This window comes from Streptomyces sp. NPDC032822 (assembly GCF_055578825.1).
On the sequence record NZ_JBVIOL010000017.1, the window covers coordinates 44,235 to 58,785 of the forward strand.

16 protein-coding genes are annotated in these 14,551 nt (G+C 72.0%); 9 read left to right on the forward strand and 7 right to left on the reverse strand.

Annotated features, from left to right (window positions below; translation table 11 throughout):
- Positions 1 to 116 precede the first annotated feature (116 nt).
- Complete coding sequence (locus ACZ5VD_RS34900) at positions 117 to 1,316, forward strand: serine hydrolase domain-containing protein (RefSeq protein ID WP_468684556.1); 1,200 nt, start codon at positions 117 to 119, stop codon at positions 1,314 to 1,316.
- An 81-nt stretch (positions 1,317 to 1,397) separates the two neighbouring features.
- On the opposite strand, the gene ACZ5VD_RS34905 is transcribed toward ACZ5VD_RS34900, so the two are convergent.
- The 3 genes from ACZ5VD_RS34905 to ACZ5VD_RS34915 all read right to left on the reverse strand — a co-directional run bounded on the left by ACZ5VD_RS34905 (position 1,398) and on the right by ACZ5VD_RS34915 (position 3,049).
- Entirely contained in the window at positions 1,398 to 1,772 is a 375-nt protein-coding gene (locus tag ACZ5VD_RS34905; RefSeq protein WP_468553888.1) for a peptidase M23, read from the reverse strand.
- Positions 1,773 to 1,800: 28 nt separating this feature from the next.
- On the reverse strand, positions 1,801 to 2,175 hold the full coding sequence (locus ACZ5VD_RS34910) for an SH3 domain-containing protein (RefSeq protein ID WP_468553887.1): 375 nt from the start codon (positions 2,173 to 2,175) through the stop codon (positions 1,801 to 1,803).
- A gap of 103 nt (positions 2,176 to 2,278) precedes the next feature.
- Entirely contained in the window at positions 2,279 to 3,049 is a 771-nt protein-coding gene (locus tag ACZ5VD_RS34915) for a serine/threonine protein kinase (protein ID WP_468553886.1), read from the reverse strand.
- Between the two features lie 180 nt (positions 3,050 to 3,229).
- On the opposite strand from ACZ5VD_RS34915, the gene ACZ5VD_RS34920 reads away from it, so the two are divergent.
- Positions 3,230 to 3,376: a hypothetical protein gene (locus ACZ5VD_RS34920; protein WP_468553885.1), complete on the forward strand. Its 147-nt coding sequence runs from the start codon at positions 3,230 to 3,232 to the stop codon at positions 3,374 to 3,376.
- A gap of 28 nt (positions 3,377 to 3,404) precedes the next feature.
- Here the strand turns inward: ACZ5VD_RS34920 and ACZ5VD_RS34925 are convergent, their stop codons facing one another.
- Positions 3,405 to 3,899, reverse strand: coding sequence for a lamin tail domain-containing protein (locus ACZ5VD_RS34925; protein WP_468684557.1), 495 nt, complete (start codon positions 3,897 to 3,899; stop codon positions 3,405 to 3,407).
- Positions 3,900 to 4,034: 135 nt separating this feature from the next.
- Here ACZ5VD_RS34925 and ACZ5VD_RS34930 point away from each other — a divergent pair, with 135 nt between their 5' ends.
- On the forward strand, positions 4,035 to 4,910 hold the full coding sequence (locus ACZ5VD_RS34930) for an NAD(P)-dependent oxidoreductase (protein WP_468684558.1): 876 nt from the start codon (positions 4,035 to 4,037) through the stop codon (positions 4,908 to 4,910).
- Between the two features lie 25 nt (positions 4,911 to 4,935).
- Here the strand turns inward: ACZ5VD_RS34930 and ACZ5VD_RS34935 are convergent, their stop codons facing one another.
- On the reverse strand, positions 4,936 to 5,400 hold the full coding sequence (locus ACZ5VD_RS34935; RefSeq protein WP_468684559.1) for a hypothetical protein: 465 nt from the start codon (positions 5,398 to 5,400) through the stop codon (positions 4,936 to 4,938).
- 95 nt (positions 5,401 to 5,495) lie between these two features.
- Positions 5,496 to 6,935, reverse strand: coding sequence for a hypothetical protein (locus tag ACZ5VD_RS34940; protein WP_468684655.1), 1,440 nt, complete (start codon positions 6,933 to 6,935; stop codon positions 5,496 to 5,498).
- A 254-nt stretch (positions 6,936 to 7,189) separates the two neighbouring features.
- Between ACZ5VD_RS34940 and ACZ5VD_RS34945 the strand changes: the two genes are divergently transcribed.
- The 6 genes from ACZ5VD_RS34945 (at position 7,190) to ACZ5VD_RS34970 (ending at position 13,923) form a co-directional block, all read left to right on the forward strand.
- Positions 7,190 to 7,795, forward strand: a complete 606-nt coding sequence (locus ACZ5VD_RS34945; protein ID WP_468553880.1) for a LysE family translocator — start codon at positions 7,190 to 7,192, stop codon at positions 7,793 to 7,795.
- A 2-nt stretch (positions 7,796 to 7,797) separates the two neighbouring features.
- Positions 7,798 to 8,529: a B3/B4 domain-containing protein gene (locus ACZ5VD_RS34950; RefSeq protein ID WP_468684560.1), complete on the forward strand. Its 732-nt coding sequence runs from the start codon at positions 7,798 to 7,800 to the stop codon at positions 8,527 to 8,529.
- Between the two features lie 4 nt (positions 8,530 to 8,533).
- Complete coding sequence (pdxR, locus tag ACZ5VD_RS34955) at positions 8,534 to 10,084, forward strand: MocR-like pyridoxine biosynthesis transcription factor PdxR (RefSeq protein ID WP_468684562.1); 1,551 nt, start codon at positions 8,534 to 8,536, stop codon at positions 10,082 to 10,084.
- Between the two features lie 94 nt (positions 10,085 to 10,178).
- Positions 10,179 to 11,633, forward strand: coding sequence for a glyceraldehyde-3-phosphate dehydrogenase (locus tag ACZ5VD_RS34960; RefSeq protein WP_468684563.1), 1,455 nt, complete (start codon positions 10,179 to 10,181; stop codon positions 11,631 to 11,633).
- A gap of 161 nt (positions 11,634 to 11,794) precedes the next feature.
- Positions 11,795 to 13,060 (forward strand): glycosyltransferase family 4 protein, encoded by a 1,266-nt coding sequence (locus ACZ5VD_RS34965; RefSeq protein ID WP_468553876.1) that lies wholly within the window; start codon positions 11,795 to 11,797, stop codon positions 13,058 to 13,060.
- A gap of 38 nt (positions 13,061 to 13,098) precedes the next feature.
- The gene (locus tag ACZ5VD_RS34970; protein WP_468684565.1) at positions 13,099 to 13,923 is read left to right on the forward strand and encodes a hypothetical protein; all 825 of its coding nucleotides are present in this window, start codon (positions 13,099 to 13,101) and stop codon (positions 13,921 to 13,923) included.
- A 52-nt stretch (positions 13,924 to 13,975) separates the two neighbouring features.
- On the opposite strand, the gene ACZ5VD_RS34975 is transcribed toward ACZ5VD_RS34970, so the two are convergent.
- On the reverse strand, positions 13,976 to 14,542 hold the full coding sequence (locus ACZ5VD_RS34975; protein ID WP_468553874.1) for an isochorismatase family protein: 567 nt from the start codon (positions 14,540 to 14,542) through the stop codon (positions 13,976 to 13,978).
- Positions 14,543 to 14,551 lie beyond the last annotated feature (9 nt).

The window sequence follows — 14,551 nt, forward strand, 5'->3', positions numbered from 1 at the left end:
CCGTCAGGCGTATCCGGGCCGCGAGTCGAATGGGCCGTATGCAGCAGCACGGAGGGCGGGCGGCGCCCGGCCGCGGAGAGGCTGGGGCCGCGACCCAGTTCACCTCAGGAGCCGCCATGCCCCAGCGCACCGCACCGTCCCGCCGCCGCGCCCGCCTACCGAGGCTGCGCGCGGCAGCCGTCCTCGCCGGCTGTCTCGTCGGTCTGACCCCGGCCACCGTCAGCACCGCGGCCGACGCCACTCCCCGCCCGCCGGACGAGCACAGCCTGCAACAGCGGCTCGACCGGTTCGTCCGCGGTCCGGGCGGCCCGCCCGGCGCCATCGTCGTGCTCCGCCGCGGCCACGAGAGCCGTATCGTCCGGGCCGGCGTCGCCGACCTCGCCACCGGCCGGCCGCCGAGGCCCGACGACCACATGCGCATCGCGAGCACGGCGAAGGCCTTCAGCGGAGCGGTGGCACTGAGCCTGGTCGACCGGGGCGCCGTGGGCCTGGACGACACCCTGCGTCGGCGTCTGCCGCGCCTGCCGGCCGCCTGGGGCTCGGTGACGCTGCGCCAACTCCTCCACCACACCAGCGGTTTGCCGGACTTCACCGAGGACCCCGCTTTCCTCAAGGAGGTCACCGCCGACCCGCGGCACCGCTTCGACTCGCGCCGCCTGCTCGACTACGTGGCCCACGAACCCCTGCGGTTCCGTCCGGGCACCCGATACCGCTACTCCAACTCCGACAACATCGCCGTGGCCCTGATGGCGGAGGCGGTCACCGGCACGCCGTACGAACGGCTGCTGCGCGAACTCGTCGACGAGCCGCTGCGGCTGCGCGACACCAGCCTTCCGCAGGGCTACCGGCTCCCCGAGCCCTACCTGCACGGATACGACGTGAGCCCGCCCGCGCCGCCGGAGGACATCAGCGAGATCCTGGGCACCTCCGGGGTGTGGGCCTCCGGAGGCATCGTCTCCACACCCGCCGACCTGACCCGCTTCGTCCGCGGCTACGCCGGGGGAGCGCTCTACGGCAAGGGTGTCGTACGGGAACAGCGACGCTGGATCGCCGGCGCGTCCGAACCCGCCGGGCCGGGACGCAACACCGCGGGACTGGCCCTCTTCCGCTACGCGACACGCTGTGGCGTCATGCTCGGGCACACCGGTAATTTCCCCGGCTACACCCAGCTGATGGCCGCCACACCGGACGGCAGCCGCTCGCTCACGTTCTCCGTCACCCGCCAGATCAACGGCACCCTGGCTCCCGAGGAGCTGCGGCAACTGCGCGCCGTCCAGGAGGACTTCGTCTGCGCGCTGCTGCGCGACGGCCACTGAGGCACACCGACGCGAGGGGGTCTGTCCGACCTGGTCACCAGGTCGGACAGACCCCCTCGCGCCTACCGGGTGAGGGGGACGTCAGCAGTCCGGGACGCCCGCGATCTTCACGCCGCCCCGGATGTACAGGTTGTTCACGTAGGCGAGGTCACTGCCCGCGAACTCCTGTACCGCGGTCCACCAGTTGTTGGTGCCGACCGCGGGGTCGGTGACGCTCTGGCCCTGGGTCTGGCACACGGCGTCGAGCCAGTACTTCGAACGGACCGCGAGCCGGGGGGCATTGGACGACGGCTGCTGGCGCAGGTTGACGTCGGTCGCCCAGATGTAGACGTCGGTGAGCGTCGGGTCGCCGCCGCTCGCGACGGCCGGGGCGGCCTCGGCCGTGGTGACCAGGGCGCCGGTGGTCAGGGCGGTCGCGGCCAGTGCGACGGCGGAGCGACGGATCAGCTTGTTCATGTGTGGTTCCCCCATGAGTCGGTGTGGGTCAGCAGGTCGCGGACGCGGGCAGGCCGCCGTACTCGTTGCCCTTGAGGTAGACGGCGCTGACGTAGCCCTCCAGCAGCTGCACCCAGATGTCGTTGGTGTAGCCGTTGTCGGTGATGGACTCGCCGCGGGTCCAGCAGTAGGCGCCGCGCGGCTGGCCCGCGGTGACCTGGCCGACCTTCTCGGTCCAACTGGCCGGGCCCTTGCGGATGTTGACGGTCTCGTACGGTTCCACCCCGAACGGTGCGGCCAGCACGCCGACGGAGCCCTGCTCGGCGTCGGAGGCGGCGACGGCGGTCGCGGCGGTGAGCGGGCCGAGCAGGGCGAGCGTGCCCGCGCCGACGAGTACGGCTCGGGTGAGAGTGCGCATGGGCATGACGTGTTTCCCCCTGAACTGATGTGGTTCCGCGCGGCACTTGGCCGACTCTCAGCACTCTAGGGAGACGTGCGGTGACGTGGTCCCTGACAGATGTCAGGAGTCAGTGCGCGTATCCGAGCAGGCGCTGCGGCAACAGCACGAGATGCTCCTCGCGCACCAGGTTGAACCGCAGGGCGAGCGTGACGAGGTCCTCCCGCTTGCCCCCCACCCGGGTGTCGTCCTCCGCCCCGGTCCGCAGCCGGAGCTTGGTGGAGGTCAGATAGTCGATGTGGTAGTTCACCGCGGAGCGGGTCAGGTCCCGGCACGACTCCAGGTGCCGCAGCCGCTCCACGATCTCCCCGGCGCCGGGCAGCGCCACGGCGGACGCGGTGCGCAGCCGGGGCTCGCACAGGGCGACCAGCACCAGGAAGTACTTGGACGTCGGGTCGAGGGAGAAGGGGCTCACGGTGCGCTCCCCGTGATCGGGCCCGGCACCGTCCTGTGCGTAGGCGTGCTGCGGTGCGAACACCTTGAAACTCGCGGTGGTGTCCAGAGCGGGCAGCACCACACGGGAGAATTCGAAAGGCACGGGCGCGCCCAGACGCCCCGGCGCCACCTTCAGGTATTCGCCCGCCCCTTCGAGATTCTCCACGACATACGTGGACGTGGCGCTGAAGTTCGACAACCGCCAGAAGTCGCCCGCCGCCTCGATGCGCCCGGCGTGACGCGACACACCGGCATCGGGCAGCACGATGGCCGGTGCCCGGCCCGGCGCACCGCGCCCGAAGTCCTTCGTCTCCCCCGGCCCCATGTGAAGGAGTCGCGGCTTTTGGTCAATTACTCCGGAACGAGAGCCCGATTCGTCGGGCAACTGCACGATAACGGTGTCCACAACACTCATCCCCCGCGTTGGTCGGCAGAATTCTAAAGGGCCGACCGTGCTTTCCGGAGTGCCGGAACGCGTCAGTTCGCGGGAGTCGCCGTTCACCCGCCCCGGCCGCGGCCTGAAGCGTCCGCCACCGGGTAGGCGCAGCGACGAGGGTGTGTTCCTGCCGACCGAGGAGAGACGACCATGCCGAGCCTCATCCAGCGCATCAAGCAGTTCACCAGGAGTCCGCAGGGGCGCCGCACCGTGGAACAGGTGCGTCGTACCGCCTCCGACCCGCGTCGCCGCGCCCAGGCTCAGCGCTTCCTGAGCAGGTGGCGCAGCCGCCGGTGACCGCAACCGTGACGGCCGTGACGGCTCGTCAGCTGTGGAAGCTGATGTAGCCGTTGCCGTCGCGGTCGGAACCGCTCTTGGTGTAGGCGTGCACGTCCGCCCGGCTGCCCGACGGCTTGTAGAAGTAGATCGTGTCCTTGTCGTTGTTCCAGATGAAGTTGCAGTTCTGGCGGTAGACGACGTTCTTGGCGTCCGAGTCGGTGCCCTTGCCGCCGCGCAGCTTCACGTAGTCGCCGGGGCCCAGGGAGTGACTGGCGGTGAAGCGGAAGCTGTTGCCGGTGGCGTCCTTGACGAGGTAGCCCTTGAGGTTGACGGTCTTCGAGGGCGAGTAGTTCTTGATCGTGAGGTACTCGTCCTTCGTGTTGCCGCCCGAGCATCTGTTGGAGTCCGAGCCGGGCGCGTCGTACTGAACACCCTTGAGCTTCAGGGCGGATGTGTATTCGGCGGCCTGTGCGGGCGCGGCCGACATCGCGGCTATCGATCCGACGGCGGCGACGAGTGCCAGGACATGGCGAGTGCGCATGAGGATCCCCCCTCGGTGGTGCGAATGGAGCGGAGGGGAGCTTACCGCGACGATGAACACGACGTGATGGATACGTGTGGGAAATGTGAACCATGGGCATCGGGGCGACCCGCAGACGGGCGATAGGGTCCCGGCATGGTTCATACCGACGTGGGGATCGTGCACCCCGGCGCCATGGGAGCGCAGGTGGCGGCCCAGGCGATGGCCGCGGGCGCCAGGGTGTGGTGGCTACCGCAGGGCCGTTCGGCCGCGACCCGGGAACGGGCCGACGAGCGGGGGCTGCGGCCCGCCGCCGACATGGCGGAGCTGGCCGCCGAGTGCACCGTGCTCCTGAGCGTGTGCCCTCCCGCCGCCGCCCTCGACATGGCCCGCCGGACCGCCGCCGCCGGTTTCGACGGCGTCTACGTCGACGCCAACGCGGTCGGTCCCCAGCGCATGACACAGAGCGCGGAGGCGCTGCACGGCACCGGAGCGCGGCTCGTCGACGGAGGGATCACCGGACCGCCGCCGCGTACGCTCGGAACCACCCGGCTCTACCTGTCGGGCGACGACACGGTCGTGGCCGGCGTCCGCGCCCTGTTCGAGGGCACGCAGCTGACGCCGGTCGTGCTGGCCGGCCCGGTCGGCCGGGCCTCCGCGCTCAAGCTGGCCTTCGCCGCCTACAACAAGATCTCGTACGCGCTCGCCGCCCAGGCCTGCGCCCTCGCCGAGGGCCACGGTGTCCTGGACGACCTCCTCGACGTCGCCGCGCACCTGCTGCCGGACACCCCGCTGGCCCGGCCGGGGCAACTGGCGAGCGCCGGCGCGCGGGCCTGGCGCTGGGAGCCGGAGATGCGGGAGATCGCCGAGGCCTGGCGGGGGAGCGGCCTTCAGGGCTCCTTCGCCGACGCCGCGGCGGAGACCTTCGAGCGCTGGCACGCCCACAAGGACGACACCACCGTGACCAGCGGGCGGCTGCTCGCCGACCTCTTCGCGCAGGGCGACGGGAGCGGACCGGACCAGGCCGGGTGAGGGGCCGTCCGGACGCGTGAGGTGGTCAGTTCCAGAGCGTGTACGTCACCGTGCGGGCCGCCCGCTCCGGCCGGTCGCCGGTGAAGGTGAGCGTCATCCGGGCGTAGCGCTGCCGCCGCGGGTCCTTCGTCCAGGACGTCGGCCGCTCCAGCCGGACGACGACGGGATACGAGTGGAACGTCCCCGCCGCGCAGTACGGCTCGCAGTCGTTCACCGCGTTGAGGCCCCGCGCCCGGGCCGCCCCGGCATCCCACCGCGCCCACCGGAGCGAGGTCAGGCGACTGTTGCCGTCGCCGCAGGCCAGGATGAAGTCGGCGGGACGGGTGAGGGGCTGCGAGAAGCAGTCGACCAGCACGGTGTTCCCGGTCGCCCGCACCACGGACCGCCCCGCCGCCGACGGCGCCGGGGAGGCGGAGGCCGGGCCCATCGCCGCCACGAACGCCACCGCGGCACACAGGGCCGCCGCCCTGGTCGTCGCGAGTCTCCGCATGTCCGCTCCCGGCCGTTCGCACCCGCCACCCGTACCCGCACGACGCTACGACCGTGCCCGGCGAGGCACCACTCGAACGGCCCAGCCGTCCGGGCTCACGGCGCGATCCCGACCCCGGGAATCCGCCCCCACGACTTCTCCCGGCCCGCGGTCATCGCCGGCCAGGTCAGCCCGCCCGGCCGGGGCTCGACCCGGGAGGCGTACGCGGCGGGACGGAAGGCGGGGTCGTAGAAGCAGCCGGTGCCGTACACCCGGTCGTGGGCGGCACAGGACGCGGCGATCGACCGCGGGGTCGGCTTCCGCCCCGTGCGCACCCAGGAGTCCAGCGCGGCAAGGGAGTTGGCGTACTCGGCAGCGCTCAGACCGCTGTGCTCGCTCTCCCGGGTGAAGCTCTGCACGAGGTGATCCGCCCGCCCGGCGCCACGCAGCGTGGCCCGGTAGGCGGCCTCGTGCTCCACGAACGCGGTCGGGTCGTCGATCGCGTGCAGGGTGAGGACGGGCAGGGACACCACTCCGGTGAGGTCACTGTCGTAGGACAGGTCGCGACGGGCCGTCGGATCGGCGGTGAACCGTTCGACGCCCGCGTTCAGCGCCTCGTCGTCGTGCGACCCGGAGTACCGCACACCCTGGTTGCCGAAGGGATTACGGCCGCCGAGGCGGTTGCTCACGATGTCGCGGAACGTGAACGTCGCGAACCGCAGATGGGACTCCAGAGCGCGCTCCGGGATGCGGGTGACGGCGAGGATGTCGTCCAGGTTGCGCTGCTGGAGCGGGGTGCGGGCCTCGGGCGCGGAGGAGAACCCGGTGCACTCCTCCAGGCGGGCGCGCAGGCCGGCGCCGGTCATGGTGGAGTCGGCGCGCAGGCCCTTCCACAGCGGGTACCGCGGCTCGCTCGGGCGGGGGTGGTTGCCGCAGTAGTACTGGTAGACGACGCGCAGGTCGACGCGGTAGTCGTAGCCGCGCGAGCCGCCGCCGAGGACACCGTTGGTGAGCAGCACCCCGTCGTACGCGCCGCGCCTGCGGCCGTAGACCTCGGCCACCTTGGCGGCGACGTTCCCGCCCCAGGACTGCCCGTGCACATAGGTGCGCCGGGGTGTTCCGAACGCGGACACGAACAGGCGGCGCACGTTCTCGGTGTCCGCCGCGGCCATGCGCGTGCCGTAGCCGCCACGGCGGTAGGACGACCCGGCCCACGCGTAGCCCTCCTCGACCAGGACGGCCCATCGCCCCAGGTCGTCCGCGCTACGGGCGGGGTCGGCGGCATCGCCGAGGTCGGGGCCGCCGTGGGCGTGCACGACGAGTGAGCCGTTCCAGTCGGTGGGGACCGCGATCGAGTAGGGGGCCCCTTCGGTGTCCCGGCCGCCGTAGCATGCGGCCTTTCCGCCGAGGACGGCCGGACAGGCCACGGGCGCCGGGCGGGCGGTGTCGGGCCGAGCGGTGTCGGCCCGGGCGGGGGAGAGTTCGGCGAGCGCGCCGATGACGAGAACGGCCGCCAGACCGGCGGCGGCCGCCCGGGCCGGACGGGAGTGACGCAGGGTGGACCAGCGAAGGATCCGCGGGGGCGTTCCGGGTCTGTTCACGGCACGGCTCCTCGACCTCATCGGCGCACCATTGCGCCGCGGCCGCGATGTTAGGGAGGGACCGGCCCGGGGGCCACAGGAGCGATCGTTGCGTTCATAGTGTTCGCCGGCATCGTTTATGGACCACACGACCCCGCTCACTTTGGCCCTGTCCACCGGGCCAAGGCCGCGACAGGGTGAGGGGACGACGAACCAGGCGGAGGCCCTCCTTGAGTATCGCGTTCCTGCTGACCACCCTCGTCATGGTGGTCACCCCCGGCACCGGCGTGGTCTACACGCTCTCCGCCGGACTGTCCCACGGCCGCCGCGCGAGCATCGTCGCCGCGTTCGGCTGCACCCTCGGCATCGTGCCGCACCTGATCGCGACCATCACCGGCCTCGCCGCGCTGCTGCACGCCAGTGCCGTGGCCTACGAGACGGTCAAGTACCTCGGCGTCGGATACCTGCTGTACATGGCGTGGGCGACCCTGCGCGACAAGGATGCGCTGACGGTCGACACGGGAACCGAGCCACGACCGGCGTCCCGGGTGATCGTCTCCGGGGTGCTGCTCAACCTGCTCAACCCGAAGCTGACGATGTTCTTCGTGGCGTTCCTGCCGCAGTTCGTTCCCGTCGGCGAGCCCGGCTCCCTCGGCACACTGCTCCGGCTCAGCGGCGTCTTCATGGCGCTCACCTTCGTCGTGTTCGCCGCGTACGGCATGTGCGCTGCCGCCGTACGGCAGCGGGTGCTGGCCCGGCCCCGGGTCATGACCGGCATCCGCCGGGTGTTCGCCGTCTGCTTCGTGGGCCTCGGCGCCCGCCTGGCGGTGGCGTGAGCATGCGCTTCCGGCACACGGACGCCCTCTGGCGCGACCACCCCACCCTCTGCGCGGGCGCCCTGTACGCCACGGACATCGACGCCGCCGCCGACGTCACCCCGCGCGTCGCCGCCCACACCGCCCGCGCCACGGCCCGGCTGGCCGGCACCTCCGAGGGGGCGTTCCCCGAGGTGATGGCGTGGCGGCGGACCTTCTCCCGGATGGGACTCCGGCCGACGCAGTACCGGTGCGCCTCGGAGTCGCTGCTGCGGCGGTTGCGCAAGGAGGGCGAACTGCCCCGCATCCACCCGGTGGTCGACCTGTGCAACGCCCTCTCGGCCGCCCACGGCGTACCGGTCGCGGTCCTCGACGTCGACCGCATCCACGGCCCCCTGCTGGAGGTGCGCCACGCCCACGGCGACGAGCACTACACGCCCTTCGGCGGCGGCACCGAGCATCCCGCGCCCGGCGAGGTCACCTTCGTCGACTCGGCCGGCCGGGCCCACGCCCGCCGCTGGACCAACCGCCAGAGCGGCCACTCCGCGGTCGGCGCGCACACCGGCCGGATCCTCGTGGTCACGGAAGCGATGCACGAGGGCGGTGCCGAGACCGTACCGGAGCTCCTCAAGACCATCGCCGAGGAACTGACCGCACACTGGCCGACCACCACCGCCTCAGCCGTCCTGACCCGCTCCGCACCCGAGTTCACCTTCGACGCACCGCGTTCACCGAGGGCGTGGGACGACGCGTGACACCATGGGCCCGGTGGACGAGGGGGAGCGGACATCGCCGGCGGAGAGCACCGTCGAGCCCACGCCGACACCGAGCGGCAAGCCTCCGACCACCTACGGCTCCGACTTCCTCCAGCTCGACGCCGATGACGCCGCCGGTGCCGGCAAGGCCGACTGGCTGGCCCGGCGGCTGCGGCAGGCGATCGCGGACGGCCGGCTCGCGGTGGGCAGCAGACTGCCGCCCACCCGGGTCCTCGCCGGCGAACTGCGCGTCTCCCGAGGCGTGGTCACCGAGGCCTACCGGCGGCTGACCGAGGACGGTCACGTCGAGGGACGCCGACGCGGCGGGACGGTGGTGGTGGCAGCCCCCGCCGTGCCACCACCCGCGCCCACCGGCGGCCGGGCCGGTGGCGCCGGCACCCCCGAAGCGGGCACGCTGTTCGCCGGTGAACCGGGCGCCGAGATCTTCGACGCCCTGCGCGCCGTGCGCGCCCGCGTCGACTTCACCCCCGGCCAGCCCGACCTCGCCGCGTTCCCCCGCGCCGCCTGGCTGCGCGCGGAACGAGCCGTCCTCACCGACCTGTCCGCCGCACACCTCGGCTACGGCGACCCCGGCGGCGCCCCGCGACTGCGCCGGGCCGTGTCCGGCTGGCTGGCGCGCAGCAGGGGCATCCGGGTGGAGCCCGACGAGGTACTGATCGTCGCCGGCACCGCTCAGGCGCTCACCCTGCTGCACCCCGTGCTGCGGGCGGAGGGCATCGACAGCGTCGCCGTGGAGGATCCCGGCTCGCTCGGCACCCGCCAGCACCTGGAGCACGGAGGCCTGGCCACCCCACCGGTACCGGTCGACGACGACGGCGTCCGGGTGGACGCGCTGCGCGCCACCGGCGCCCGCGCGGCACTGCTCACGCCCGCCCACCAGTTCCCCACCGGCGTGGTCATGAGCGGCGAACGCCGCCGAGAGCTGCTGCGATGGGCGCAGGAGGGCGGTCTGATCATCGAGGACGACTACGACGCGGAACACCGCTACGACCGGTCACCGGTGCCCGCACTGCGAGCCCTGCTCGCCGACCACGTCTGCTACGCGGGCAGCGTCTCCAAACTCCTCGCCCCCGCCCTGCGGATCGGCTGGCTGGTGCCCCCGCCCCGGCACCGCGCCGCGCTGATCGAGGCGAAACGCTTCACGGACCTGGGCAACGCCGTCCTGCCGCAGCTGGTGCTCGCCCGGCTCATGGACTCCGGCGACCTGGAACGGCACCTGCGCCTGCTGCGCGGCCGCCACCGACGCCGCCGGGACGCGATGATCGACGCTCTCGCCCGGCACCTGCCGGGCGCGACCGTGCACGGCGCCGCTGCCGGCCTGCACCTCACCGTCACCTACGGCCCACCGGTCCCCGACACCGAACTGGCCGCCGCCGCCCTCGCCCGGGGCGTGAAGTGCCAGCCCCTGTCCTGGCACCGCCAACTCCCCGGCCGCCCCGGCCTGGTCCTCGGCTACGCGTCCACCCCGCCCGGCGCCATGGACGACGGCGTGGCCGCACTCGGCGAGGCCCTGCGCGAGCTGGCGCGAGGGTGAGCGACGCCTCCGCACGCCCACATCCGGGGCCCCCGCATGACCAGAACGAGGAGGGATTAGCATATGAGCGCCACCTAGCTCGAAAGAGAAAACTGTGACTGTCAACGAGGACTCGTTCACCGCCTGGAAGAACCGCGAGGAGATCGCGGAGTCGATGATCCCGATCATCGGGAGGCTGCACCGGGAGCGGGACGTCACCGTGCTCCTCCACAGCCGCTCCCTGGTGAACAAGTCGGTGGTCAGCATTCTCAAGACCCACCGGTTCGCCCGGCAGATCGCCGGAGAGGAACTCTCGGTCACCGAGACGCTGCCGTTCCTCCAGGCCCTCACCACCCTCGATCTCGGCCCGTCCCAGATCGACATCGGCATGCTCGCCGCGACGTACCGGACCGACGACCGCGGCCTGTCGGTGGCGGACTTCACCGCCGAAGCCGTCGCCGGCGCCACCGGTGCCGACAAGATCGAGCGCCGGGAGGGACGCGACGTCGTCCTGTACGGCTTCGGCCGCATCGGACGGCTCGTCGCCCGCCTCCTCATCGAGAAGTCCGGTTCCGGCAACGGCCTGCGGCTGCGCGCCATCGTGGTCCGCGGTGGCGGCGGCCGGGCCTCGGAGGACCTCGTGAAGCGCGCCTCGCTGCTGCGCCGCGACTCCATCCACGGCCAGTTCCAGGGCACGATCACCGTCAACGAGGCGAGCAGCACGATCACCGCCAACGGCAACGAGATCAAGGTGATCTACGCGGGCGACCCCTCGGAGGTCGACTACACGGCGTACGGCATCAAGGACGCCATCCTCATCGACAACACCGGCAAGTGGCGCGACCGCGAGGGCCTGGCGCAGCACCTGCGCCCCGGCATCGACAAGGTGGTCCTGACCGCGCCGGGCAAGGGCGACGTCCCCAACATCGTGCACGGCGTGAACCACGACACGATCAAGCCGGACGAGCAGATCCTGTCCTGCGCGTCCTGCACCACCAACGCGATCGTCCCGCCGCTGAAGGCCATGGCGGACGAGTACGGCGTCCTGCGCGGCCACGTGGAGACCGTCCACTCGTTCACCAACGACCAGAACCTGCTGGACAATTACCACAAGGCCGACCGCCGGGGCCGCTCCGCGCCGCTCAACATGGTCATCACCGAGACCGGCGCCGCCTCCGCCGTCGCCAAGGCGCTGCCCGACCTCAAGGCGCCGATCACCGGCAGCTCGATCCGCGTCCCCGTCCCGGACGTCTCGATCGCGATCCTCAGCCTGCGACTGGGCCGCGAGACCACCCGCGAGGAGGTCCTCGACCACCTCCGCGACGTGTCGCTGAACTCGCCGCTCAAGCGCCAGATCGACTTCACCACCGCCCCCGACGCCGTCTCCATGGACTTCGTCGGCTCGCGCCACGCGTCGATCGTCGACGCCGGCGCCACCAAGGTCGACGGCGACAACGCGATCCTCTACCTCTGGTACGACAACGAGTTCGGCTACTCCTGCCAGGTCATCCGCGTCGTCCAGCACGTCTCCGGGGTGGAGTACCCCACCTACCCGGCCCCGCAGGTCTGAGAATCCCTGGAGGCGGCGAGCCCCGGCCGAGGGAATCGCCGCCTCCAGGGCCGCCCGTACGGGAGTCCGTCGCCCCCCGGCCTCCGGAACCGTACGAACTGTTCACTACGAAGTGGTAACAGGTGGCAACCGTATGGGGAGTAGGGCTGGTCTAGTCCGCCATGAAGATCTCTTTCCTGCTGCACAACGCCTACGGGATCGGAGGCACGATCGCCACCACCTTCAATCTGGCCCACGCACTGGCCGAGCGCCACGAGGTGGAGATCGTGTCCGTGCTCAGGCACCGGGAGCGCCCGAACTTCACCCTGGACCCGAGGGTGTCCCTGAGACCACTGGTGGATCTCAGACAGGACAAGGACCATCCCTCGCACCTGAGACCGGCGAAGGTGTTCCCCCGGGCCGAGTACCGGTACCACCAGTACAGCGAGCTGACCGACCAGCGGATCGGCGACTGTCTCGCCACCATCGACGCCGACGCGGTGATCGGCACCCGGCCGGGACTCAACGTGCATCTCGCTCTCCAGGCCCCACGCCACGTGGGACGGGTCGGGCAGGAACACCTCACCCTGGACAACCATCCACCGCGGCTGCGCACCGCGCTGCGCGGGGCCTACCGCCGGCTCGACGTCCTCACCACGGTGACGGAGGCGGACGCCGCCTCCTACCGGCTGAAGATGAGGCTGCCGGGGGTCCGGGTGGAGGCCCTGCCGAACAGCGTCCCGGACCCCGTCCTCCCGGCCGCGGACAGCACCGCGAAGGTGATCGTCGCGGCCGGCCGGCTGGTCCCGGTGAAACGGTACGACCTGCTGATACGGGGCTTCGCCGCGGTCGCCGCCGCCCACCCGGACTGGCAGCTGCGCATCTACGGAAAGGGTGAGGAACGCGATCGGCTGCGGGGGCTGATCGCGGAACTCGGCCTGTGGAACAACGTCTTCCTGATGGGCGCCGCGGCACCCATGGAGGCGGAGTGGGTGAAGGGCTCGATCGGTGCCGCCGCCTCCAACTTCGAGCCGTTCGGCATGACGATCGTCGAGGCGATGCGCTGCGGCCTGCCCGTCGTGAGCACCGACTGCCCCTACGGACCCGGCGAGATCATCGAGGACGGGGTCGACGGCAGGCTCGTGCCCGTCGACGACCGCGACGCGCTGGGCGCCGCCCTGCTCGAACTGGTCAAGGACGACGAACGGCGCCGCCGGATGGGCCGCGCGGCCCAGGAGAACGCGCTCCGGTTCGCACCCGGCCCCGTCGTCGCGCAGGCCGAACGCCTTCTCGACGAGGCCGTCTCGGCACGGCGGGCCGGCCGACCGGCCGCCCAGGAACGCACCCGTGCCCGTCGGGCCCTGGTCAGCCAGGGCTTCGCCGCCCGCGACGCCGCGTTCTCCGCGGCCAGCGGCGCGCTGCGCATCGTACGGAAGGGGCAGCGGTGAGTACGGAAGGGCAGATGGTGGGTGCGGAGGGGACAGCGGTGAGCACGGAATCGAACGGAGTGGCCCAGCGGGTCGCCTGCGTGGTCGACGCGGACGGGCGGATCACCTTCGACCTGCCACCGGGTCCGGCCGCCGGCCGTCCGCAACTGCTGCTGCGACTGCGCCCGAAGAAGGGCGAGCCCGAGAAGACCGTCCACCTCCTCGACCTGGAACCCACCGACGACGGCCGTCGGCGCGCCGTCCTCGGCCCGCACCCGGTCCTCACCGAAGGCCGCTGGGACGTGTACCTGCTCCCGGAGCCGGACGGCCCACGGCAGCGACTGCGCCCGGGCACGCGCGACACCCGGGCCCTCGTCGACGGACACCTCCGCACCCCGCGGACCCCCCTGGCCGTCCGGATCCCCTACGCCACCAAGGACGGCAACCTCACCGTCCGGGCATGGCTGCGCGCCGCCCACGCCGAGGTCGACGGCATCGACCTCACCGACCGGTCGATGACGGTCCGCGCCCGTCTGCACGGTGCCCGGCTCCAGGAGGGAGCCGTCGTCCGCCTGCGTCTGCGGGGCGACAGCGGCGCCGTACGCACGCTGGAACCCCGGGCCGCGGCGGACGGCCTGAGCTTCTCCTGCACCGTCGGCTACGAGGAGTTGGCCGCCGCGACCGGCCCCGGCACCGCCGTCTGGAACGTCTTCGTGAAGCCCGCGGCGGACGCCCCGGCCATCCGGGTCGCCCGCCTCCTGGACGATGTCGCCGACCGCAAGGAGGTCTTCGTCTACCCGACGGCCTCGGTCGGCGATGCTCTCCTGCACCCCTACTACACGATCGACAACGACCTTTCCGTGGAGGTGGAGAAGACGGGCTGAGGCGACGGCCGGGACGCGAGGCGCGAGCGACGGCCGGGATCTCCGGCGGACCTCAGGACGCGCCGCCGACGGCGAAGTCGACGTCCTCGGTCCGCACGGTCCCGGCCGTCCGTCCCGGCGCCGTCTGGTACGTCCAGTACAGGTTCGTGTGCGCGATGACCTGGGCCGGCGGCGGCGCCCCCCACTGCGACTTGTCCCCGGTGGTGTGGGCGTCGCCGACCAGGATGGCGTCGTAGCCTCTGACGAACGCGCCGTGCAGCGTCGAGCGGATACAGGCGTCGCTCTCCGCGCCTGCGATGACCAGGCGCCCGACTGCCAGGCCCGACAGCACGGTTTCGAGCATGGTGTCCTCGAAGGAGTCGCCGTAGCTCTTCTCGACGAGCGGCTCGGCGATGCCCGGAGTCAGCTCCGGCACGATCTGCCAGTCGTCGCCGCCCTTCACCATGTCCTCGTCGGAATGCCGGACCCAGATGATGGGGATCCGCTCCCGCCGCGCCTTCTCGACCAGGCTGCCGATGTTCGCGACGACCGCGTCGCGCTCGTGGGCCCCCTCGACGACGCCCTGCTGTACGTCGACGACGAGGAGTGCGGTGTTGGGCCGGTTGTCGAGTGTGGTCATGGTCTGCCC